We start from the raw sequence: 19,746 nt of genomic DNA, 5'->3' as shown, positions 1-19,746 counted from the left end.
GCCAGTGGGTCGGCCGGGGAGCACAGTGGCAAGCATGAGCCGCACCGCTTTACGTATCTGCCCGTTGTGCGAGGCCACCTGCGGGATGGTCCTGACCATCGATGAAGACGACCGGATCAGTTCGGCCCGCGGTGACCGCGAGGACGTCTTCAGTCACGGCTTCATCTGCCCGAAGGGCGCCAGCTTCGCCGAGCTGGACAACGATCCCGACCGGCTGCAGCAGCCAATGGTGCGCCGCGACGGTGAGCTCGTCGAAACCAGCTGGCCCGAAGCCTTCGCCGCGGCGGCGCAAGGACTCCAGCGCGTCATCGCTGAGACCGGCGGTGCGTCGGTGGCGGTGTATCTGGGTAACCCCAACGCGCACACCATCGCCGGATCGCTCTACGGCCCCGTCGTCATCAAATCGCTGGGCACCCGGCAGGCGTACTCTGCCAGCACACTGGACCAGATGCCCAAGCATGTCTCCTGCGGCTATCTGTACGGCAACCCGCTTGCCTTCACCGTCCCCGACCTCGACCGCACCGACTATCTCGTGGTGATCGGTGGAAATCCTCTGGTGTCCAACGGATCCCTGGCCACGGCTGCGGATTTCCCAGGCAAGATCAAGGCGCTGCGCCGCCGCGGCGGGAAGCTGGTGGTGATCGACCCGACACGCACCCGCACCGCCGAACTGGCCGACCGCCATCTCGCTGTCCGTCCCGGCTCGGATGCCGCGCTGCTGTTCGCGGTCGTGCACGTCCTCTTCGACGAGGACCTGGTCGATCTGGGTCGTCTGACCGATCACGTCACCGGTGTCGACCGCGTGCGTGCGGCGGCACAGGACTTCCCGCCGGGCGCCGTCGCCGACCACTGTGGGGTGTCCGCCGACGAAATCCGCACTCTGGCACGCGAACTCGCCGCGGCCCCGGCCGCGGCGGTGTACGGGCGCATCGGCACCTCGACCGTCCAGTTCGGCACGCTGACCAGCTGGCTGGTGGACGTGGTGAACATCCTGACCGGCAATCTGGACCGGCCCGGCGGCGTGATGTTCGCCAGCTCGTCGATCGCCGGCGCCCCGCGGCCGGCGCGCCCCGGCCGGGGATTCGCGACGGGTCGCTGGCGCAGCCGGGTATCCGGCCACCCCGAGGTGCTCTCCGAGCTGCCCGCGGTGGCGCTGGCCGAGGAGATCGAGACCCCTGGCGACGGCCAGATCCGTGCGTTGATCACCATCGCAGGCAATCCGGTGTTATCGGCGCCGGACGGCGCCCGCCTGCAGGACGCCCTCGGCACCGTCAGCTTCATGGTGTCGGTGGATCCCTACCTCAACGAGACGACTCGGCATGCCGACGTGATCCTGCCGCCGCCCCCGCCGTCACGCGCAGCACATTTCGACATCGCACTCAGCGTGGCGATGGTGCGCAACAACGCCCGGTACTCCCCGCCGGTGCTGCCGCTGCCGGACGGGCGGCCCGACGAGTGCGAGATCTTGTCTCGGCTCGCGCTGATCGCGCTCGGGATGGGTCCCGACGCCGACCCGACGCTGGTGGACGACCAGGTGATCACCTCGACGCTGGGCAAGGAGGTCGCCGACGAGCACTCCCCCGTCGCCGGCCGCTCGGTCGAGGAGTTGGTCGCGATGCTGCCCGCCGGCCGCGGCTACGAGCGGCGGCTGGACATGATGCTGCGCCTTGGCCCGTTCGGTGACGGCTTCGGCGCCGACCCCCACGGCCTGACACTGCAGAAGGTCAAGGACGCCCCCCACGGGGTCGACCTCGGCCCGCTGGTCCCGCGGATCCCGGAGGTGCTTCGAACAGCTTCGGGGACCGTCGAATTGGATCCCGGTCCGATCCTCGCCGACCTCCCCCGGCTGCTGGCGTCGCTGACCTCGGAGCCGGGGTTCCTGCTGATCGGCCGGCGGCACCTGCGCTCGAACAACAGCTGGATGCACAACCTGCCCGCGCTGTCCGGCGGTTCCAATCGGTGCACGTTGCAGATCCACCCAGACGACGCCGCTCGGCTGGGCCTCGAGGACATGGCCGTGGTCACCGGTTCCGGCGGGAAACTCGAAGTGCCCGTGGAGATCACGGACGCGATCCGGCCCGGTGTGGTGTCGTTGCCGCACGGATGGGGTCACACCGAGCCGGGAACCCGCATGCGGGTGGCAGCGCGGGATCCGGGCGTCAACGTCAACAACCTCAACGACGGGACACTGCTGGATCCATTGTCGGGCACCGCGGTGCTAAGCGCGCTACCGGTCGAGGTGGCCCCGGTCGGCTGACGCGCAGAAGTCAGTAGAGGACGCGCCGGACGTTGTCTTCGCTGTAGCGCTCCTCGAGTTGGGCGTCAGTCCAGTCCGACCGCAACGCCTTGGCCATCTTGGCCACGCTGGGCAACGCGGTGGGGTTCCACGTCTCGGGCTTCCAGGCGTTGGATCGCAGGAACGCCTTGGCGCAGTGGAAGAACACTTCCTCGATGTCGATCTCCAACGCCAGTAGGGGCCGTTTGCCCTGCACGGTCATCGTGTCGAAGTAGTCGGCGTCGGCGAGGATGCGGGCCCGTCCGTTGATCCGAAGCGTGTCGCCGCGACCCGGGATCACAAACAAGGTCCCGACCTGAGGGCGCTGCAGCACGTTGAGGTAACCATCGACGCGCTTGTTGCCGGGTCGCTCTGGGATCGCGATGGTGTGGTCATCGATGACGTGGACGAATCCTGGTGGGTCGCCCTTTGGGGAAACGTCCACGCGACCTTGAGCGTCCGTCGTTGCGACGAACGCCAAGGGTGAATGGGCCAGCCAGTCGCACTGCACCGGCGACAGCCGGTCCTTGACCTTGTTGGCGACGTAGTGGTCGGGCTCACCGATGACCGCACGCAGGTCGGCGACGGTCGTGACTTCGCGGCGCATCGCTCGATTGTCCCCTATCAGGTACGACATTTGTGCACCCCCTTTTTTTCGAGCGGACTACGTCACCAGCGCGACGGCGAAGCCGTCCCAGCCCTTCAGGCCCAGCGTCTGGATGGCCGCGGTGTCCAGCCGCGGGTGCGTGCTCATCAGCTCCAGCATGTCGCGCACCCCACGGGCCTGTGCGTCGCCCGCTACCGGGTCGACGATGCGGCCGTGGCGCACAACGTTATCCACCACGATCACGGTGCCGGGCCGGCCCAGGTCTATGGCCCACTGCAGGTAGGCGCTGCTGTTCTCCTTGTCGGCGTCGATGAAAGCCAGGTCGAAATGGCCGCTGAGGCCGGGCAGGCTGTCCAGCGCCGCACCCACGACGATGTCCACGCGCTCGCCCACCCCGGCGCGGTCCAGGTTGGTTCTGGCGACCTCCGCGTGGCGGGGCTCATATTCCAGCGTGACAACCCTGCCTTCGGCGCCGACGCCGCGGGCCAGGCAGATCGTGCTGTAGCCGCCGAGCGTGCCGATCTCGAGCACCCGGCGCGCACCGCTGATGCGGGTCAGCAGATACAGCAGTTGTCCGCTCTGCGGCGACACCTCGATGGCCGGCAGGCCGGCGGCGACCGAATCTGCCAGCGCGGCCGTCAATGCCGGGTCTTCGGGCAGCAACAGTTGGTTCAGCAGTCGGTCGACGGGCTGCCAGTCGTTCGGGCCGATGGTGTCGTTCATCGCACTCCTTCTTTGGTGTAGACGACGCGCAGCACGTGGCCGACTTCCGGGCCCATGACAACGGTAGCCAATTCACAGAACGTCGCGATGAAGTCCGGGCCGTGGGGCGGTCCGTCCGGTGTCAGGTGGTGGGCGATTTCGTGAAGCAGGACCAGTTCCCGCATGGCCCAGTCGGCGGAGTCTCGGTCGGGCACCGCGATAACGCCTGTGCCGTTGTGGTTTTCGTAGTGGGCCGCGCTGGCGGCGCGGCGGGCACGTACCGTCAGCGGCTCCGGCGTCGGCCACCTGACCGTCACGGCGGGCAGCGCGAGCACCTCGTCGACGTAGCGCTGAACCGAGGGCATCGACGCGAACCGTCCCTCCGGGGGCAGGGTGAGCTGGGCGCCGAAGAAGTCGATGCTGCGCGAACTGTGTTGGGCGGCACGATCGAACAGTGTGCGGACGAACTCCTCGGCCGCGTAGACGCGGGAGCGCTGGCTGTCGCGGGCCGTCACCTGGGCAGCCGGGTCCGCGCCCCGGGAAGTTCGGGGCTCGACCCCAGCCGGGCCTGCTTGCCGGCCCGGTCACCGGCTCGCCGGGCCGCCGACGAGTACCCCGCTGACGCTCGGTTGGCCTGCCAGGTACCGCGCGCTTTGGAGTTCTGCCGGTAATGGTCGCGCAGCTCGAGTTCCTTGTTGCGCAAGGCCAATGCCGTTCCCGGCGCGGTCTTGCGGTCCCGGGTGGCGTCCTTGGTGGCCTCCTCGCGCGCCAGTGCGAGACGCTGGGAGACGCGGGCGCCGAAGGCCAGCTGGAAGTTGAGCCGCGCGGTGATCGTCGGGGTCGGCCGGTGTGCACCGGTAGCCAGGTAACCGTCACACGACCGGACCATCTGGACGACCAGGCTGGCGTACAGGGCGTGGCTCGCGTCGATGTCCTCGGCGAATCCGTAGGCGTACACGTACGTCGAATTCGAGGCGACATCGCACTTCACGTCGTTGGCCGCGGCGATGCCCGCGAACAACTGCACGTAGGTGCGCAGACCCCGGGCGCCCGGCTCGCCGATGGTGATGGTCCGCTGGGTCGGGACCTGGGCGGCCGTGCGGGAAGCCGAATGCGCGCGCGCGACGGCGAGGTCGATGGAGGTCGCGGTGGCCAACCGCTGGGCGGCGGACATGAATGCCTCGGCCTCGTGGACGTTGTCGGTGCCCTCGGCCTGGCGCAGGAGTGCCGCGATCCGCGCGAGCATCTTGTCGTCGGTCACGATTGGCAACCTAGCCGAGCACTCCGACATTGGTGTGCCACCGGCTCGTCATTGGCCGACGAACCCATCCAACGCCACCGTGAGCTGCGGCGAGAGCGGGCCCGGCTTGGAGTAGTTGCCGACGTTGTCGGTTGGGTCGTCGCGCAGCACGTGGTTGACGCCCTTGAGCGCAACCAGGGACAGCGAAGTGTGCGCCAGCGCGTCGGTGAACGGCTTGATGTCCGCGCAGTTGGCCTGCCCGTCGGAATCCGAGCACGTCACCAATACCGGTGTGGCGGCAGGGATGCGGGCGGCCAGCTGCAGCGGGTCGATGGCGTCGGCCTCGACGACAGCCTTGACGTTGCCGGGGTTGAGGATCGCGCTCAGGCTCTCGGGCAGCTTGGCGGGCACGGTGCCCTTGGTGCGCGCCTCGGCGACGGCGGCATTCCACGCGGCTATCACCTGGTCGGCCTGCGGCTGGGTCTTCTGGCCGCCCTTCACAGCGGCGGCCATATCGGTTTTCACCCGATTGGTGATCAAGTCCAGATACCGGCCGGCCAGCGGCTGCAGCAGACCCAGCGAATGGATCTTGGGCGCGCCGGCAGAGGTGTCGTCGGCCAGCGCCATCGCGTGGACGGTGCCCTCGCCGAGGGCGTAGACCGAGATGTGGTCGGAGGCGGTGGCGGCTTCGCCAGCCAGGAACCGCACGGCCGCCTTCGCCCCGCTGGTGTAGACAGCGCTGCCCACGTCGGACGGGTGGTCGGCGTAGGGACCCAGGCCGGTCTGGCCGGTACCGACCTTGTCGTAGCGCAGCGAGGCCACGCCGTGGTTAGACAGGTATTCGGCGAGCTGACGCATGTTGCCGATCGGCCCGGCGACGTTGTTGTCACCGTTGCGGTCGGTGCGTCCGCTCTCGGAGATCAGCAGCGCCGCCGGCCCCTTCTGGCCGTTGTGCTGGTGGCGGTAGGTGCCGTGGATGGTCAGGCCGTCGGCGACGAACGTCACCTCGTCCTCGACCCAGGCGTTGTGCGAGTCGCTGTTCGACGAGCAACCGGCTACCAGCATCAGCGCCATCGCCGCCAGGGCGATGCGACGGCGCAAGCTCACAGCCTGGCCTCGATCCACGCGGTCACATCGTCGAGCACCCGGTCGCGCTCGGGCTCGTTGAACACCTCGTGATAGAGCCCGGGATAGACCTTGAGGTGCACATCGGTGGAGCCGACGCAGTCGACCAGCAGCTCGCTGCCGCTGGTGGGCACCAACGTGTCCTGGGCGCCGTGCACCACCAGCAGCGGTGCGGTCAGCTGACGCGCGCGCTGAGGCATGGTTTCACCGACCGTCACCAGCGCCTTGGCGATGCCGGCCGGAATCTTGCCGTGATGTACCAGCGGGTCGGCGTTGTAGGCGGCCACCACCTCGGGGTCGCGCGAGATCGCGTTCGAGTCGAGCTCTTCGACCGGCAAGTCCGGCAGCAGCGAGCCCACGGCCTTGCCGAGCAGCAGTTTGCCGCGGGGCACCCCGGCCTGAGCTGCGACCGCGGGACCGGACAGCACCATGAGATCGAAATCGCCTCCGTGGTCCACACCCCAGGCGAACACGATGCCACCGCCCATGCTGTGGCCGAGGACAATTCGCTTGAGACCGGGGTGCTCACCGGTGGCGATTGCCACGAGGGTGCCGAAGTCTCCGGTGTACTCGTCGATGGATCTGACGCGGACGCGCTTGCCGCCGGAGCGGCCGTGACCGCGGTGGTCGAGGGCGTAGGTGACGAGGCCGGCTTGGCCGAAGCGCTCGGCGACATGGTCGTAGCGGCGGGCGTGCTCACCGAGGCCATGGGACAGCACGACGACGCCGCGCGGTTCGGTGTCCGGCGTCCACACGTCGTAGACGATGCGGACGCCGCCGACTCCGTCGAACGTGCGCTCGGTGCGCGTTGTGACCATCAACGGAGCCTAACGGTCACTAAGGCCACGCAGGTTGTCGGTGCGCGTGCGTAAGGTCGGTCGGTGTGAGCGAGCTCGCGCAAAGTCTTGATGACGGGCATAGCCCGCAGCGTCTTGCTGATGGGTTCGACCCGAACCGGGGTGATTTCCTGGCTCAGGCCGAGCCGTACCGGCGCGAACTGCTGGCGCACTGCTACCGGATGACCGGGTCGTTGCACGACGCCGAGGACTTGGTGCAGGAGACCTTCCTGCGCGCGTGGAAGGGCTACGACCGCTTCGAGGGCAAGTCCTCGGTGCGTACCTGGCTGCACCGCATCGCCACCAACACCTGCCTGACGTCGCTCGAGGGCAGGCAGCGCCGGCCGCTGCCGACGGGCCTGGGCGCGCCGAGCTCACAGCCGACTGACGAGCTCGTCGAGCGCAGCGAAGTGTCGTGGCTGGAGCCGCTGCCCGAATCGTCATATGACGACCCCGCGGACCCTTTGACGATCGTCGGCTCCCGGGAGTCGGTGCGGTTGGCTTTCGTTGCGGCGCTGCAGCATCTGTCCCCGCGGCAGCGGGCCGTCCTGGTGCTGCGCGATGTTCTGCAGTGGCGGGCCGCCGAGGTCGCCGACGCCATCGGAACGTCCGTCGCCGCCGTCAACAGCCTGCTGCAGCGGGCCCGTGCCCAGCTCGAAGCCGTGGGGCCCAGCCAGGACGATCGCCTGTCCCCGCCGGAGTCGGCCGAGGCCCGCGAACAGCTGTCCCGCTACATCTCGGCCTTCGAGGATTACGACATCGAACGGCTGGTGGAGATGTTCACCGCCGAAGCGGTGTGGGAGATGCCGCCGTTCGATGGCTGGTATCGGGGTGGCCCGGCGATCGGTGAACTCATTCATCACAACTGCCCCGCCAATGCGGCTGGCGACATGCGACTGTTACCGCTGATCGCCAACGGCCAGCCCGCCGCGGCGATGTACATGCGCCTACCCGAGACCGGCGGCAGGCACGTGCCGTTCCAGCTGCATGTGCTCGACGTGCTCCCCAGCGGTATCTCGCATGTGGTGGCGTTTCTCGACACCAGCCTGTTCGCGAAATTCCTTCTGCCCGAGGCACTTTAGCCCAGAAGCCGGGTGGTCGGCCATCACAACCGGCCACCCGGCAATGGGTTTGGGTCAGTCGATGCCGACGATCTCCTGAGCGATGGCTGCCACCCGGGTCTGGGCGGCCGAGACCAGCCGCTGGCGGTTCTTGTTGGCCTCTTCGTAGGCGACGATGGCGCGAATGTCGGCAGGATCATCGAGGTCCTTCACCGCGGAAACAGCGTCGTTGAGGTTGAGCTCGTCATAGTTGGCGATGGGCAGCTCCTCCGGCGAGAGGACTCCGGTCGCGCTGCGCAGCGAGTGCAACGCGTCAGCGGCGCCGTCGGCGCCTTCGCGGCGAGCCACCCGCTCAGCGGTCTCCAGCGCCGCATCGCGCGACGCCTGGGCGGCCTTGACCGCGACCTCGCCGGCGTGGGCGCCGCGGCTGACCAGCTGGTCCACGACGGGCCGGCTGTTGCGCAGCGCGTCCAGCGCGCGGTCGATACCGCGGACCGAGGAGATGACCGGCCAATTGGCGACCCGCACCGTGAGACCGGTGAGGATCTGCAGCGGCGTGCGCCGCAGCGCGGCCGGTCCGCCGAGGGCATCCTCGGCCAGCACCGTGGTCAGCCAGTCGACGGTCGCCGAGTGCGCGATGATCAGCCGGTTGGCCAGGCTCTCGACCTCAGGTTGCTTGGCGGCCACGGCAAGTGCCTTGACGTAGCGGGAACGGTCGAGCAGCTGGCCCTCCAGTGCGAGGTCGCCCAGCAGCGCCTCGTCGAAAGGCTGCGCCTGCTCGGTGAGGGCCTTGACGGCCGCGGCCGCACGGCCAAGAAAAGGTCCGATGAAATCGGGGAAGCCCCCGAGGTCACGGATCGCGCTCTCGATCGCTTCGGCACGTTCGCGGCCGTTGACGGCGTTCTGGGTGAGCTCGGTGCGCACCGCATCCGTGCGAGCCTGCGCCACTCTGGTTTCGGCGATCTGGATTTCGGTGTTGGTCAAGTCGAGCACGGCCCGCAACTGGGCGAGCAAGGTAGTGGTGTCTGGGGTGGTCATTGCGTTTTTCCCCTTGTGGGTTGACAGATTTCGTGACGGCGCGGAGTTTCGCGCCTCGCCCAGTGCTCTACCCGATCTGCCCGGGCGCTATTCGCCACCGTCGCTCCGGTGCGGTCATTTTCAGGATCCGTTAAGACCACGGGCGTCAATAAGACGCTCTTTCCCGGCCTCTAACCCGTCCTGTCCCAGCGCTATTCGCGTTTGCCGGCATAACGGTTGAGTTACGACCGACATGACCATCACTTAAGAAGTCGCCCCGAGCGTTAAGGACTCTCAGTGCGCGCGCATTGCCGGCCGACTCCGTTGGGCCACAATGAGGCGAACATCACTCGCTGTGTTGTAACGCATGCCGCGGCAACGAAACCCGTTTACCGCACGGGTGTTTGCCGGGAAACCTCGTGAGTACTTTGGGTTTCAGGGCGGGGAAACCAATGAAAGAGAGAAGTGATCATGATGTTCAGCGGTATCGCGCCGAGTAAGAAGGCTGCGGCCGTCTGCACCGGTTTGATCGTGGGGGGCATAGCGGCTGCGACTCTGGCCGCGCCGATGGCCTCTGCGGCACCGGATTGCAGCAGCGCCGGCGTTGCCAACACCGTCAGCTCGGTGACGGGTTCGGCGAACCAGTATCTGGCCGCCCACCCGGGCGCAAACCAGGTGCTGACGGCGGCCTACGGCCAGCCTCGCCCGCAGGCTGAAGCCAACGTTCGCGGGTACTTCACCGCCAACCCGAGCGAGTACTACGACCTGCGCGGGATCCTCTCGCCGATCGGCGCCACTCAACAGGCCTGCAATGTGACGGTGTTGCCACCGAATCTGCAGTCGGCCTACGACGCCTTCATGGCCGGCTGAGTCGGCCCTACAGCCGGCGCAGCGCGGTAGCGACGACCTCGTCGAAGCCCCGCGCTTGCGCCTGCGTCATGCCGTCGAACAGCACAGAGCGGACCAGCTCGACGTGGTCGGGGGCGGCGGTGACCAGGGCGTCGCGCCCGGCGGCGGTGATCTCGACGGTGGCACCCCGCCCGTCCTGCTCGCTGCCCCGCCGCTCGAGCAGGTCGCGGGTGCGCATCCGGCTGAGCTGGTGAGAGAGCCGGCTCTGCTCCCAGTCCAGTTCGGCGGCCAGCTCGAGCACCCGCATTGGGCCGTGCTCGGCCAGCGCGACCAGCACCTCATAGTCGGCCAGCGACAGTCCGCACCGTGCCTGCAGCTGGCGGTTCATCGCGGTCTGCAGGCGGCTGGTCAATACCAGGTAGTTCCGCCACGTCCGCTGTTGGTCATCGGTCAACCAGCGCTGAGCCATGCGCCCCACCCTAGCGGAATACATGACACGTCATCTACGTTGTCGCAAGGCAGCTGGCCACTTAGGCTGGCAAGGAACCTCAAGGGGTGATGACATGGCCGCAACCATCGACATCAGACGTGCCGCCGACCGCGCCGCGACGAAGATCGAATGGCTGGACTCCAAGCACTCATTTTCGTTCGGACACCACTACGACCCGGTGAACACCCACCACGGCTTGCTGCTGGTGAACAACGACGACATCGTCAAACCCGGCACCGGGTTTGACACCCATCCGCACCGCGACATGGAGATCATCACCTGGGTGCTGCAGGGCTCGCTTGTGCACCAGGACTCCACCGGCCACTCCGGAGTCATCTATCCTGGCCTGGCTCAACGGATGTCGGCCGGCCGCGGCATTCTGCACTCGGAGAAGAACGACTACTGGACTCTCACCGGTGATACAACCCATAGCGAGCCTGTCCATTTCGTTCAGATGTGGGTGGTTCCCGACGAGTCGGGAATCGATCCGGGATATCAGCAGCTGGAGATTGACGACGAGTTGTTGCGCGGTGGCCTGGTGACGATTGCCTCCGGCATGCCCGAGCACAAGGACCAGGCCGCGATTGCGATCCGCAACCGGTACGCGGCCCTGCACGGTGCGCGGCTACAAGCCGGGGACACGGTCGAACTGCCTGAGGCACCGTATCTGCATCTGTTCGTTCCGCGTGGCGCGGTGACGCTTGAGGGGGCCGGCGACCTTCGCGAGGGCGACGCGGTGCGCTTCACTTCTGCTGGCGGACAGCGGGTTACAGCCATCGAGCCCGCCGAGATTCTGGCCTGGGAGATGCATGCCGGGCTGGCCGGTTAGGCCGGCCCGGCCGCGCATCTGCTAGTGGCGGACGCGGTTGTTGCGTCCGGTGACCGCGAGGTAGGCCGCGATCAGCACAACGGCGACCACGATGCCGACCAAGAACGGGATGATCGCGAATCCGCCGTTGGCGTTGGTGTATCCGACCTGGTAGGTGATCCAGGTTCCCAGGAAGGAACCCACCGCGCCGAGCAGGATCGTCATGATGACGCCGATGTTTTGCTTACCGGGCATCACCAGTCGCGCAAGCGCGCCGACGATCAGGCCGACGACGATTGCTCCGATAATCGTTCCGATCATTGCTGCTCCTCATGTTCCGGCGGGCCCGGGAGGGCGCCGCGTACGAGCAGTGATTCCCCACACACAGCGCGGATAACCATCTCCCGGCCAATCAATTGCCGGACTCGCAAACGCGGCGGGTTGGTCGTGACGACGCCGGTGCCGAACCGCCCGGGCCCCAGCGCGGCGCGGACCGCATTGGCCTACGCCAGGGACAAGGACGAGATGTACGTCTTCCAGGGTGGCAACTACACCCCGGATCAGATCCAAGATCTGTTTCGCGGCCTGGGCAGCGATACCGCGATCCTGCTCGACGGCGATGGCTCGTCGGCAATCGTGCTACGCCGCGACGCCGGCGGCATGTGGGCCGGCGCCGGTGTACCGAAGGGCTCATGCGACACGATGCAGGTGTTGTGCGACTCCCATGAGCGCGCACTGCCCGCCTGGCTCGGATTCAATTGAGATCCAGCGCGTCCCGCGCGGCGCGGACAGTTTGACTGGCGTAGCCGGTGCCGAACAACACGACGTGGGCGAGCAGCGGATAAAGCTGGTGCAGCGGGATGCGGTTGCGCCAGCCGTCGCGCAGCGGATGCACACTCTGATAGCCGGCGTAGACGGCCTCCAGATGCGGGCAGCCGAACAATGCGAGCATCGCGAGGTCTGTCTCGCGGTGCCCACCGTGTGCGGCGGGATCGATCAGCACCGCCCCGGCGTCGGTCCACATCACGTTGCCACTCCACAGATCACCGTGTAGACGGGCAGGCACATCGTCATCATCGAAATCGCCTTGGCGACAACGGTCTATGAGTTCGTCGATCACGGTCCACCCCACGGGTCCAATCCCCTTTGCCTGCTCAAGCATCGGCACCAGACGCTCGTCGGCATAAAACCGCCCCCAGCAATCACTGGCGACCAGAGACATCGACAGTGGCTGGTCCAGCGGACCGAAGAATCCGGCGCCCTGCCAGCCGGCCGGCGGCGCACCGAATCCCGGTGCGCCGGCATTGTGGGTGATCGCCAGGCGCCGGCCGAACGTGGTGGCGGCCTCAGGACTCGGCGGCACGGAATCCAAGCGCTGCAGCGTCAGGCTGGTGTCGCCATAGTGCAGTACCCGCCCGCACGGAACACCACCGGGCACACTCGACAGCCACGCCAAACCTGCTGCCTCACAGGCGAAGAAGCCATCGGGTGCGGCAAGTCTGCGTTTGACGAACTCGCTCAAGGCTGGCCGAGCGCCCGGCGCAGCACCATGTCGCGGGCCCGGGTGGGCAGCGTGGTCACCAGGTTCATCTGCACCACCGTGGCCACACCGACGGGGTACCGCGGTTTGGCACGGCGTGCGGTGAGCGCCCGGTGTACCACCACTGCCACCTTCTCCGGGTCAACGGCCAGCCGCTGCGACATCGGAATCGACTTGCGCATGCCCGCAACATGTTTGGCGTAGAGGGTGCGGTGCGACGGGGTCATCGCGGCTTCCATATCGACAACGGCCTGGTCGGCAGTGCGCCACAGGTCGGTGTCGGTCTGGGCGGGCTCCACCACACTCACCGCGATATGCCAGGGGCGCAGTTCGATCCGCAGCGCGTCGGCGGCCGCCTCGAGCGCAAACTTCGAGGCACTGTACGCGCCCATCATCGGCGCCGAAAGTTTGCCATTCACACTGGAAATGAACACGATTCGGCCTTTGGACTCGCGCAGCAGGGGCAGCACCGCCCGCGTCACGGCGAGCTGGCCGACGACGTTGACCTCCAATTGCCGCCGAATATCGGCGGTGCTCAGCGCTTCCAGCGGGCCGGTGACCGCGATTCCGGCGTTGTTGACCACGGCGTCGAGCCGGGCGGGTAGGGCCTCGGGCAGCGCCGCGACCTGGGCGCCGTCGGTGACGTCGAGCATAACCGCGCTGACCCGCGGGAGTGCCGACAACGCCTTGGCGTCAGCCGCAGTACGCACACCGCCGATAACATCCCATCCGGCGGCGGCCAGATAGCTGACGATCGACTTACCGATTCCCCGGGCTGCACCGGTGACCAGGACAGTAGGCATGGCCCCGACTGTAGTTACCCGGCGGGTGGTTTCGGACCGAACAGGAAGACGGCCAGGCTGGCGGTCACCACGATCGCGGCCAAGCCGATCACCGGTGCCACCATCCAGCGCGTCAGCGTAGCCCCGACCATGGCACCCGCACACAGCGTCAAAACCACGCTGTAGCGCAACTTTTCCCGCTCCCCCGTGCCGCCGGCGAGCCGGCTGTCGACACCGATCCCCACCAACGTCGACGTCAACACCGTGGTGCTGAGTTCCTGCACACCGAACTGGCGGGCGGCGGCGTTCTGGGCACCGAACGTGACCGCCAGGCCGGCGATCAGGATCAGCTTGCCGTTGTCGTGATAGTTCACGACGCCGGTGCCGGCCAGCGCCGCCAATACGGCCAGGAGCACCACCTCGGTGCCCAGCGCCGCCGTCAACCACACCCGTACCTCGTAGTCGAAGTGCCGGGCGAACCGCCCGCCGAGCACGGTGCCGACCAGGAAGCTGGCGAATGAGAGGATCGCGGCGATCATGTCCACCCCGGAATGTGGGACGAACCAGAACCCCAGGAAGACCACGTTGCCGGTCATGTTGGCGACGAACACATGCCCGAGCACCAGCACACTGATCGCGTCGACCAGGCCGGTGGCGAACGTCAGCAACATCAGCGCGACAACGGTGGAGCGTTCCGACACGGGCGATGCGACGACCATGGGCCAAGTATCGCCAATAGGTCGGCTAAATCTTCGGTGTGAGGTCCAGTGAGGTCACCGTGGTCATCTTCGTGACCAGCCAGTGCGACCCGTCCCGAGTCAGCTGCACCCGGTAGGACAGGTACTTCGTCGAAGGGATGTCCTTGGTCAACGGACTCTTCGACGTGGTGTTGGTGTAGACGATGGCGGTGGCGTCCGAGCCGTTCAGCGATTCGACGGCCGCCCCGACCACCTCGGTGCTGTTGGTGACCTTGGCCTGCTTGTTGGTCGGCACGATGGCGTCAACGTACTTGCGGTACTGATCCTCGAAGTCCCCGGACAGGTACCGCGCCGACCGGTCCGGCAGCTTGTCCATGTCCTCGGGGGTATAGGTCCACAGCGTCGTGATCGCCTCGGCGGCAGTGCGAGCGATCGTGAGCTTGGTGTCGACGGCGGCGCGGTCCACCAGATACGGCTGCACGGTGGCGCCGGCAAAGGCGCCCGCCGCGACGAACAGCACGGCTGAGATTGCCACCGCCACAGTTGTCTTGTTGCGGTACAACCAGTTTCGACGTCGCGGCGCGTCCGGGGCGGCCTCGGTGTCCGTGTCGGTGTCGGTGTCGGCCCCTTCGTCGTCGGGCGCCGCGTCGGTCAGATCACCTGCAGAAGGTTGCTGATCTTCCACGGTCCTCCTGCACCTCCTTCTTGGGTCGCGGTGACCACCCAGCGGCTCCCGCTTTCGATGGTCTTGCCGTCCGGCATGGTCGTCTTCGTGGTCGCGGCCACCACCACGTCGGCACTGCCGTCGCGGTTCCAGCGCTCGATACCCAGGTCCTGCACGGTTCCCTTGGTCGGCTCGGCCCGGGCCACCTGGATGACGACCTCATTCATCTTGTCCTGGTACAACTTTGCGAACTGGCCGGTGCCCTGGGCCAGCACCTGGTCGGCGTAGTCGTTCGCGTGGAACGGGTCGATGGACGTGTACTGCGTGACGAAGCCGCGGACGAAGCTGAGCACGGCCACATCCCGGACCGCGTCGTGCCGCTGGGTTTCGCGCTTCACCAGGAGCAGCGTGCTGACCGTGAGCGCGGCGATCACCGCCACCGCCGCGAGTCCGGCGACCAGCGGGAGCACCCAGCGGCGCCGTTGCGGGTCGGGCAGCCGGAACAAGTCGTGGCTGCCGGGCTCGACCTTACGACGGGGGCTCATTTCGCCTCCCCTGCCGAGTTCGGCTTGGCCAGCACTGAGAGGCCGGCGACCTGCCACTGGCCGGAGGAAGAACGCTCGAAGGTCACCCGCACGGTGGCGGTGATCAACCGCTGCTTGGGTGCCTCCCCACGCTGGCCCTGCATGAGCAGCAGCATCGTCGCCTCGTCGCGGGTGTTGGTCAGCACCGCACTGTTGGTCACCCAGTAGTCGTTGTCCACGGGACCGGCCTTGCGGACCGAATCCTGTTGGGCGACAAGTTGTGGCCGGTAGGTGTCAGTGACCAGTCCGCGGGCTCGCGCGAAGTCGTCGTCGATGCTGGCGACGTTGTAGCTCAGCATCTGCTGGACGATCTTGGGGCCCTGAACCGCAAGGTCCTGACGGGCCTGCTCGACGGCGAGCTCGGGCCGGTACACCCCGAAGTAGCCCAGCGCGGTGGCCGTGCCCGCCAGTACGGCAAGTCCGATCAGCACCGCCCCAGCCAGCCGCCGCCGATCGGGCCGCGCACCCGCGACACGATGCACCTCGGTGCGGGTGATCAAATCGGCGAAGGTACGGCCGCGCGAATCCCACAACGGCCAGAGCCAGCCGAGCAACAGCGCAGCGGTATCGAGCAGATGCGCCAGGTCGCGCAGCAGCAGGCGCCACGGGCCGACCGAGGACCCGTCCTTGCCCACGACGGCGATACCGAACAGGCAGCGGCCCAGCGTCCACCCGGTGATCGACGGCAGCAGCAGCCGGTTGAGTGCCACCGCCAGGAACACCACACCGGCCAGCGCGACCGCCACCCACCACAGCCATCCGCGCAGCGGCGCCGCCCACGCCACCAGCAGGCCGGTGATCACCACGCCGGCGCCGAAGAAGACGTCGACCGCGAAGGCGCCCGCGCGCGCCGTCCAGCTCGCCTGCACCCAGGCAGGCGCCTGGTCGGTCACCGCGTCGTCGGGGGTGTCGGTGTCGGTGTCCGAAACGGTCACCGTCACTTGCTCACCTGGTCGAGTTTGGCGATCTTGTACGTGCCTCCCTCGGGCATCATCCGGACCCGCAGGCGGTAGCCCTGCTCCTGGTCCTGCGCCGCGGTGTTGGAGACCTTCACCCGCACGGCCACCAGGACGTCCATCGAGCCGTCGTCGTTGTGCCGCTCCACGGCCGCACGCATGTTGGAGACCTGGACCTGCACCTTGGCGGCCTGGTAGGCGTCCACGAGCAGCCCGCTGTACAAGGTGGCCTGCGCGCCGAAGTCGCCGGTCGCGCAGTCGATGATCTTCTGCTGGCTGGCCGCCATCGCATTGGCGTCGGGTGCCTGGGTGGCGGTGACGCAATCCTTGGCGGCGGCGAGCGCGAGGGTTTCGGCCCGCGCCGCGGCGACGCTGTTCTGATGGGCCCGCAGCGCGAAGAACCCGCCGGTCGCCACGAGCAGGCTCGCGATGACGAGGGCGGCGCACACGGCGACCACACGGCGCCCGCTCAGCCGCGTCCCACGCGGCTGCTCAGTGTCGGCTGGTTCGGTCTCGTCGACCGTTGTGGCCTCCGACTCGACGCTTTCGGTGTCAGCGACATCCGCATCGTCATCGGCTGGGTCCGGTTTCACCGACTCCTCAGCTTCTCTACGTTCAGCATCGTCATCGGTGGTGGGCGGGGTGGGGTTCAGCTGACCGGAGCCAGCATCTCCTTCCATCCGTCGTCTCCTGTACTGCTCGAGTTGCTGACGTTGTACTTCACCCCGTCAGGACCAACCAGTTCCCCGCTCTGCGGACTGTAGATGGCCGTGTTACTGGCTGTCGGACTACCCGCTGCCGGGGTGTACGTGCAGGGGTTCGGTTGTTGGCCGTTGCACTGCACGGTGCCAGTCCCGGCGGGACTGGGGTTGTCACTGATCGGCGGGGTGGGCCCTGGTAGCAAATTGGCCGGTAGCGGGTTCATCCCGTTGTTGATCGTCGGTGCCGGTATCACGGTACCGGGATTGACTGGCTGGTCGCATCGGGCACCGGGGGCCGGGCAGTTCAGCACCTGGTTGGGGTCGCCGATCCACGGGTTGTTGCCCAGCGGCGTGTACGGCTCGGTGCTGCGGCACTCCATCGGGGTGGCCGCCCGCTTGCCGGGCACGTCGGCGCACGGGAAGTTACGAGCGCCGCGGACCACGTTGGCCGGGGTGTCCTTGGGGATCTTGCAGTACAGACCGTTCTCCACCGGCTTGGGGCTGGTGTCGGCGGGAGCACGCCACTGGCTGGCGGGCAGGAAGCCGGTCAGACACGGCGGCGGCTGGTTGATTGTCAACCCGAAGTCCAGCGCCGCCTGATGGGGGTAGGGCGCCGACACGGATTGCGCGACGGCCGCGCCCTGTGGCAACAGCACCAGCGACTGCTCGACGCCCTTGTGATAGCGCTTGAGCATGTCCAGGATGATCTCCAGGTTCGCCAGCGTCTGCGGCAACGCCTCCCGCACGTCGCTGAACACTGCGTTGACGGCATCGGCGGTCGGGGCGGCCTGGCTCAGGCCGTCGCGTAACGCCTGATCCTGCGCCGCGGTCTGCGACGCGATGGAGTTCAGGTTTTTCGACCACTGCTGGATCGCGCTCGACGAATCGACCTGGCTGTCGATGACGGCCGGCGAATTCTGGATGATGTCGTTGACGTCTTGGATGTTGGTCTTGAAATCAGTCACGATCGCCTGGGTGCCGTCGACCAGCCGCTGCAGTGACGGCCCCAAACCGCCTACCGCTTGGGCGGTTTCGTTCAGCAGCACCGGGATCTTGTCGGCGGGCAACGCCGCCAGTCCCTTGTTGGCGGCATCCAGAGCCGGGCCGATCTCTTCCGGCACCGTCGACTTGGTGATGGTCGACCCGGCCGCGAAGTACTGGCCGGGATTGCCGTCGGACACCAGGTCGAGGTACTGCTCGCCGACCGCGGACACCGAGTGCACGTTGGCGCTCGAGTTGAGCGGGATCTTGTACTTGTCGCTGATGCTCATGGTCGCCCGGACACCGGTCTCGGTCGGCTCCACGTCGGTGACTTTCCCGATCGTGATGCCGCGATAGGTGACATTGGCCGTCGCGTACAGGCCACCGGAGGACGGCAGGTCCGCCTTGAGCTCGTACTGCCCGATACCGGCCAGTGTGGGGAGCCGCAGGAAGTACCAGCCGAGCACCACCAGGGCGATCACGGTCAGCACGCCGAACACGACGAGCTGCCTCTTGATGAATGTCGTCAACATCTGTCCGTCACCCCCTTCACTCGCCGCGCTCGATGAAGGGTCCGCCACCGTCGGTCATGTTCGGGTGCGGCGTGAACCGCACGTCCGGGATCATCGTCTGCGGATCGCGGCCCCACGCCTGCTCGAGTGCACGCAGCATTCCGGACACACCGGTACCGGTGAGGAACGCGTTGTCGAGCGAGCTCAGCGTCAGGTCGAAGGTGGCCGACGTGTTGATGTAGTCACCACGGATCACCTTCGGGATGTTGTCGATCGGGTACGGGGCCGTGATGACCAGCTTCAGCGAGTCGATCAGATACGGCGCCGCACGGCCGAGCTGTTTGAGCGGCCGCTGCAGCAGCGCCAGGTTGGTGTCGAAGTCGGCCCGCGACTGCGACAACGTCTGGTTGGTGACCGCACTGAACCGGCCGAGGGCCTCCACCGCACCGGTGAACCTGTCCCTGGCGTCCGCGAAATACTTGATCAGCGGGGGGAATTCGGTCAGCACGCGGTCCAGCGTGTTGTTGCGGGCCGCCACGATCGAGAGCAGCTCGTTGGTCTTGTCGATCGCATGTGTCAGGTCGTCGCGCTGCTGGTTGAGCTGATCGGTGAACGTGTTCAGCTTGCCCAGGAAGTCGCGGATCTGCCCGGCATTGCCGTCCAGGATGTTGGCGACCTCGGTCTGGATGATCTCCAGATTCGGGATGCCGCCGCCGCGCAGCACGGTGGCGATGCTGGCCAGCGTGCGTTCGGTGGTCGGGAAGGACTGGGAGTTCTTCAGCGGGATCGTTGCGCCGTTGCGCAGCGGTTCCGGCGACGGGTTCGGCGGCGGATCGAGCTCGACATGTTGGGTGCCCAGCAGGCTGGTCTGGCCGATTCGCGCAATAGCGTTGGCGGGCAGCTTGATTCCGGGCTCGATGTCGAGCGTCAGGGTGGGAATCCAGTTCTTCAGCTCGATGGCGCGCACCGAGCCGACGAACACGTCAGCCACCCGCACCCGGCTGTTGACGTTGAGCGCCAACGTATCCGGCATCTGGACATAGACGGTCATCTTGTCCTTGCCGCTGCCGGGTCCACCCGGCATCGGCACGTTGGCGATACCGCGCCAGCCGCACGACGTCAGCACGAGCGCCGTCACCAGCAGTACGAAGCCACGCCAGCCCAGCCGGCGGGTGGTCGTCAGGATCGCGTTCACTGGCCGCCTCCCGCTTCAGCGGGCAACGCCGGACCGGCGGGTGCCGCGGGTGCGGGTGCGCCGGGAGGAGCCCCACCGTTGATCTGCTGCGAGACGGGCAGCGGTCCGGGGACCACGTCCGGT

At 67.3% G+C, this 19,746-nt stretch carries 22 protein-coding genes and 1 pseudogene; 5 read left to right on the top strand and 18 right to left on the bottom strand.

The genetic code is table 11. The features are described 5' to 3' along the window. Window positions 1–34 precede the first annotated feature (34 nt). On the top strand, window positions 35–2,257 hold the full coding sequence (locus CG716_RS05915; RefSeq protein WP_094477426.1) for a molybdopterin oxidoreductase family protein: 2,223 nt from the start codon (window positions 35–37) through the stop codon (window positions 2,255–2,257). Between the two features lie 10 nt (window positions 2,258–2,267). On the opposite strand, the gene CG716_RS05910 is transcribed toward CG716_RS05915, so the two are convergent. From CG716_RS05910 to CG716_RS05885, 6 genes are read right to left on the bottom strand one after another with little or no spacing between them, the layout of a single operon-like run. After that, entirely contained in the window at window positions 2,268–2,882 is a 615-nt protein-coding gene (locus CG716_RS05910) for a pyridoxamine 5'-phosphate oxidase family protein (RefSeq protein WP_094477424.1), read from the bottom strand. Between the two features lie 57 nt (window positions 2,883–2,939). Continuing rightward, window positions 2,940–3,605, bottom strand: a complete 666-nt coding sequence (locus CG716_RS05905) for an O-methyltransferase (RefSeq protein WP_094477422.1) — start codon at window positions 3,603–3,605, stop codon at window positions 2,940–2,942. Beyond that, the gene (locus CG716_RS05900; RefSeq protein ID WP_094477420.1) at window positions 3,602–4,099 is read right to left on the bottom strand and encodes a TIGR04338 family metallohydrolase; all 498 of its coding nucleotides are present in this window, start codon (window positions 4,097–4,099) and stop codon (window positions 3,602–3,604) included. The genes CG716_RS05905 and CG716_RS05900 overlap by 4 nt, the downstream gene beginning before the upstream one ends. Continuing rightward, window positions 4,096–4,845 carry a DUF2786 domain-containing protein gene (locus CG716_RS05895; protein ID WP_094477418.1) on the bottom strand — a complete coding sequence of 250 codons (750 nt, stop codon included), beginning with the start codon at window positions 4,843–4,845 and terminating at the stop codon, window positions 4,096–4,098. The genes CG716_RS05900 and CG716_RS05895 overlap by 4 nt, the downstream gene beginning before the upstream one ends. 48 nt (window positions 4,846–4,893) lie before the next feature. Then, window positions 4,894–5,898 carry an alpha/beta hydrolase family protein gene (locus tag CG716_RS05890; protein ID WP_094477848.1) on the bottom strand — a complete coding sequence of 335 codons (1,005 nt, stop codon included), beginning with the start codon at window positions 5,896–5,898 and terminating at the stop codon, window positions 4,894–4,896. A gap of 29 nt (window positions 5,899–5,927) precedes the next feature. Next, window positions 5,928–6,767, bottom strand: coding sequence for an alpha/beta hydrolase (locus CG716_RS05885; RefSeq protein WP_094477846.1), 840 nt, complete (start codon window positions 6,765–6,767; stop codon window positions 5,928–5,930). 149 nt (window positions 6,768–6,916) lie between these two features. On the opposite strand from CG716_RS05885, the gene CG716_RS05880 reads away from it, so the two are divergent. Further along, entirely contained in the window at window positions 6,917–7,867 is a 951-nt protein-coding gene (locus tag CG716_RS05880) for a sigma-70 family RNA polymerase sigma factor (RefSeq protein ID WP_234817737.1), read from the top strand. 54 nt (window positions 7,868–7,921) lie between these two features. Here the strand turns inward: CG716_RS05880 and CG716_RS05875 are convergent, their stop codons facing one another. Next, a complete protein-coding gene (locus CG716_RS05875) occupies window positions 7,922–8,884 on the bottom strand; it encodes a hypothetical protein (protein ID WP_094477414.1) in 963 nt (320 codons plus the stop codon). Between the two features lie 450 nt (window positions 8,885–9,334). Between CG716_RS05875 and CG716_RS05870 the strand changes: the two genes are divergently transcribed. After that, window positions 9,335–9,733 (top strand): heme-binding protein, encoded by a 399-nt coding sequence (locus CG716_RS05870; RefSeq protein WP_094477844.1) that lies wholly within the window; start codon window positions 9,335–9,337, stop codon window positions 9,731–9,733. A 7-nt stretch (window positions 9,734–9,740) separates the two neighbouring features. Here CG716_RS05870 and CG716_RS05865 read toward each other — a convergent pair whose 3' ends face one another. After that, on the bottom strand, window positions 9,741–10,181 hold the full coding sequence (locus tag CG716_RS05865) for a MarR family winged helix-turn-helix transcriptional regulator (RefSeq protein WP_094477412.1): 441 nt from the start codon (window positions 10,179–10,181) through the stop codon (window positions 9,741–9,743). Between the two features lie 94 nt (window positions 10,182–10,275). On the opposite strand from CG716_RS05865, the gene CG716_RS05860 reads away from it, so the two are divergent. Continuing rightward, on the top strand, window positions 10,276–11,031 hold the full coding sequence (locus CG716_RS05860) for a pirin family protein (RefSeq protein ID WP_094477410.1): 756 nt from the start codon (window positions 10,276–10,278) through the stop codon (window positions 11,029–11,031). 21 nt (window positions 11,032–11,052) lie between these two features. Here CG716_RS05860 and CG716_RS05855 read toward each other — a convergent pair whose 3' ends face one another. Continuing rightward, entirely contained in the window at window positions 11,053–11,331 is a 279-nt protein-coding gene (locus tag CG716_RS05855; protein WP_094477408.1) for a GlsB/YeaQ/YmgE family stress response membrane protein, read from the bottom strand. A 153-nt stretch (window positions 11,332–11,484) separates the two neighbouring features. Between CG716_RS05855 and CG716_RS05850 the strand changes: the two are divergent. Continuing rightward, window positions 11,485–11,772: pseudogene (locus CG716_RS05850) on the top strand (phosphodiester glycosidase family protein); the annotation flags it as partial. Here CG716_RS05850 and CG716_RS05845 read toward each other — a convergent pair. Genes CG716_RS05845 through CG716_RS05805 form a run of 9 tightly spaced genes read right to left on the bottom strand, consistent with a single transcriptional unit; the run spans window position 11,765 to window position 19,623 of the window. Then, the gene (locus tag CG716_RS05845; RefSeq protein WP_094477406.1) at window positions 11,765–12,532 is read right to left on the bottom strand and encodes a fructosamine kinase family protein; all 768 of its coding nucleotides are present in this window, start codon (window positions 12,530–12,532) and stop codon (window positions 11,765–11,767) included. The pseudogene CG716_RS05850 and the gene CG716_RS05845 sit on opposite strands and share 8 nt — an antisense overlap. Next, complete coding sequence (locus tag CG716_RS05840; RefSeq protein ID WP_094477404.1) at window positions 12,529–13,353, bottom strand: SDR family oxidoreductase; 825 nt, start codon at window positions 13,351–13,353, stop codon at window positions 12,529–12,531. The genes CG716_RS05845 and CG716_RS05840 overlap by 4 nt, the downstream gene beginning before the upstream one ends. A 14-nt stretch (window positions 13,354–13,367) precedes the next feature. After that, window positions 13,368–14,051, bottom strand: coding sequence for a YoaK family protein (locus tag CG716_RS05835; protein ID WP_094477402.1), 684 nt, complete (start codon window positions 14,049–14,051; stop codon window positions 13,368–13,370). Between the two features lie 25 nt (window positions 14,052–14,076). Continuing rightward, window positions 14,077–14,715: an Mce protein gene (locus CG716_RS05830; RefSeq protein ID WP_094477400.1), complete on the bottom strand. Its 639-nt coding sequence runs from the start codon at window positions 14,713–14,715 to the stop codon at window positions 14,077–14,079. Beyond that, complete coding sequence (locus CG716_RS05825) at window positions 14,682–15,239, bottom strand: Rv1363c family protein (RefSeq protein ID WP_094477842.1); 558 nt, start codon at window positions 15,237–15,239, stop codon at window positions 14,682–14,684. Before CG716_RS05825 ends, CG716_RS05830 begins: the two co-directional genes overlap by 34 nt. Continuing rightward, the gene (locus CG716_RS05820; protein WP_094477398.1) at window positions 15,236–16,219 is read right to left on the bottom strand and encodes an RDD family protein; all 984 of its coding nucleotides are present in this window, start codon (window positions 16,217–16,219) and stop codon (window positions 15,236–15,238) included. The genes CG716_RS05825 and CG716_RS05820 overlap by 4 nt, the downstream gene beginning before the upstream one ends. Beyond that, a complete protein-coding gene (locus CG716_RS05815) occupies window positions 16,216–16,914 on the bottom strand; it encodes an Rv1363c family protein (RefSeq protein WP_094477396.1) in 699 nt (232 codons plus the stop codon). Before CG716_RS05815 ends, CG716_RS05820 begins: the two co-directional genes overlap by 4 nt. After that, the gene (locus CG716_RS05810; RefSeq protein WP_094477394.1) at window positions 16,884–18,449 is read right to left on the bottom strand and encodes an MCE family protein; all 1,566 of its coding nucleotides are present in this window, start codon (window positions 18,447–18,449) and stop codon (window positions 16,884–16,886) included. The genes CG716_RS05815 and CG716_RS05810 overlap by 31 nt, the downstream gene beginning before the upstream one ends. A 16-nt stretch (window positions 18,450–18,465) precedes the next feature. Continuing rightward, entirely contained in the window at window positions 18,466–19,623 is a 1,158-nt protein-coding gene (locus tag CG716_RS05805) for a virulence factor Mce family protein (protein WP_410431151.1), read from the bottom strand. Window positions 19,624–19,746: the final 123 nt, after the last annotated feature.

It is taken from the genome of Mycolicibacterium sphagni, from assembly GCF_002250655.1.
Lineage (GTDB): Bacteria > Actinomycetota > Actinomycetes > Mycobacteriales > Mycobacteriaceae > Mycobacterium > Mycobacterium sphagni.
Note: the sequence above shows the minus strand (reverse complement) of the source record. Positions and strands in the feature narration are given on the sequence as shown.

Excerpts from the sequence above, each read along its gene's own strand:
- CG716_RS05915 (WP_094477426.1), top strand. The coding sequence starts at position 35 with ATGAGCCGCACCGCTTTACGTATCTGCCCGTTGTGCGAGGCCACCTGC.
- CG716_RS05910 (WP_094477424.1), bottom strand. The coding sequence starts at position 2,882 with ATGCGCCGCGAAGTCACGACCGTCGCCGACCTGCGTGCGGTCATCGGT.
- CG716_RS05905 (WP_094477422.1), bottom strand. The coding sequence starts at position 3,605 with ATGAACGACACCATCGGCCCGAACGACTGGCAGCCCGTCGACCGACTG.
- CG716_RS05890 (WP_094477848.1), bottom strand. The coding sequence starts at position 5,898 with ATGGCGCTGATGCTGGTAGCCGGTTGCTCGTCGAACAGCGACTCGCAC.
- CG716_RS05885 (WP_094477846.1), bottom strand. The coding sequence starts at position 6,767 with ATGGTCACAACGCGCACCGAGCGCACGTTCGACGGAGTCGGCGGCGTC.
- CG716_RS05875 (WP_094477414.1), bottom strand. The coding sequence starts at position 8,884 with ATGACCACCCCAGACACCACTACCTTGCTCGCCCAGTTGCGGGCCGTG.
- CG716_RS05870 (WP_094477844.1), top strand. The coding sequence starts at position 9,335 with ATGATGTTCAGCGGTATCGCGCCGAGTAAGAAGGCTGCGGCCGTCTGC.
- CG716_RS05865 (WP_094477412.1), bottom strand. The coding sequence starts at position 10,181 with ATGGCTCAGCGCTGGTTGACCGATGACCAACAGCGGACGTGGCGGAAC.
- CG716_RS05860 (WP_094477410.1), top strand. The coding sequence starts at position 10,276 with ATGGCCGCAACCATCGACATCAGACGTGCCGCCGACCGCGCCGCGACG.
- CG716_RS05855 (WP_094477408.1), bottom strand. The coding sequence starts at position 11,331 with ATGATCGGAACGATTATCGGAGCAATCGTCGTCGGCCTGATCGTCGGC.
- CG716_RS05840 (WP_094477404.1), bottom strand. The coding sequence starts at position 13,353 with ATGCCTACTGTCCTGGTCACCGGTGCAGCCCGGGGAATCGGTAAGTCG.
- CG716_RS05835 (WP_094477402.1), bottom strand. The coding sequence starts at position 14,051 with ATGGTCGTCGCATCGCCCGTGTCGGAACGCTCCACCGTTGTCGCGCTG.
- CG716_RS05825 (WP_094477842.1), bottom strand. The coding sequence starts at position 15,239 with ATGAGCCCCCGTCGTAAGGTCGAGCCCGGCAGCCACGACTTGTTCCGG.
- CG716_RS05815 (WP_094477396.1), bottom strand. The coding sequence starts at position 16,914 with ATGGAAGGAGATGCTGGCTCCGGTCAGCTGAACCCCACCCCGCCCACC.
- CG716_RS05810 (WP_094477394.1), bottom strand. The coding sequence starts at position 18,449 with ATGTTGACGACATTCATCAAGAGGCAGCTCGTCGTGTTCGGCGTGCTG.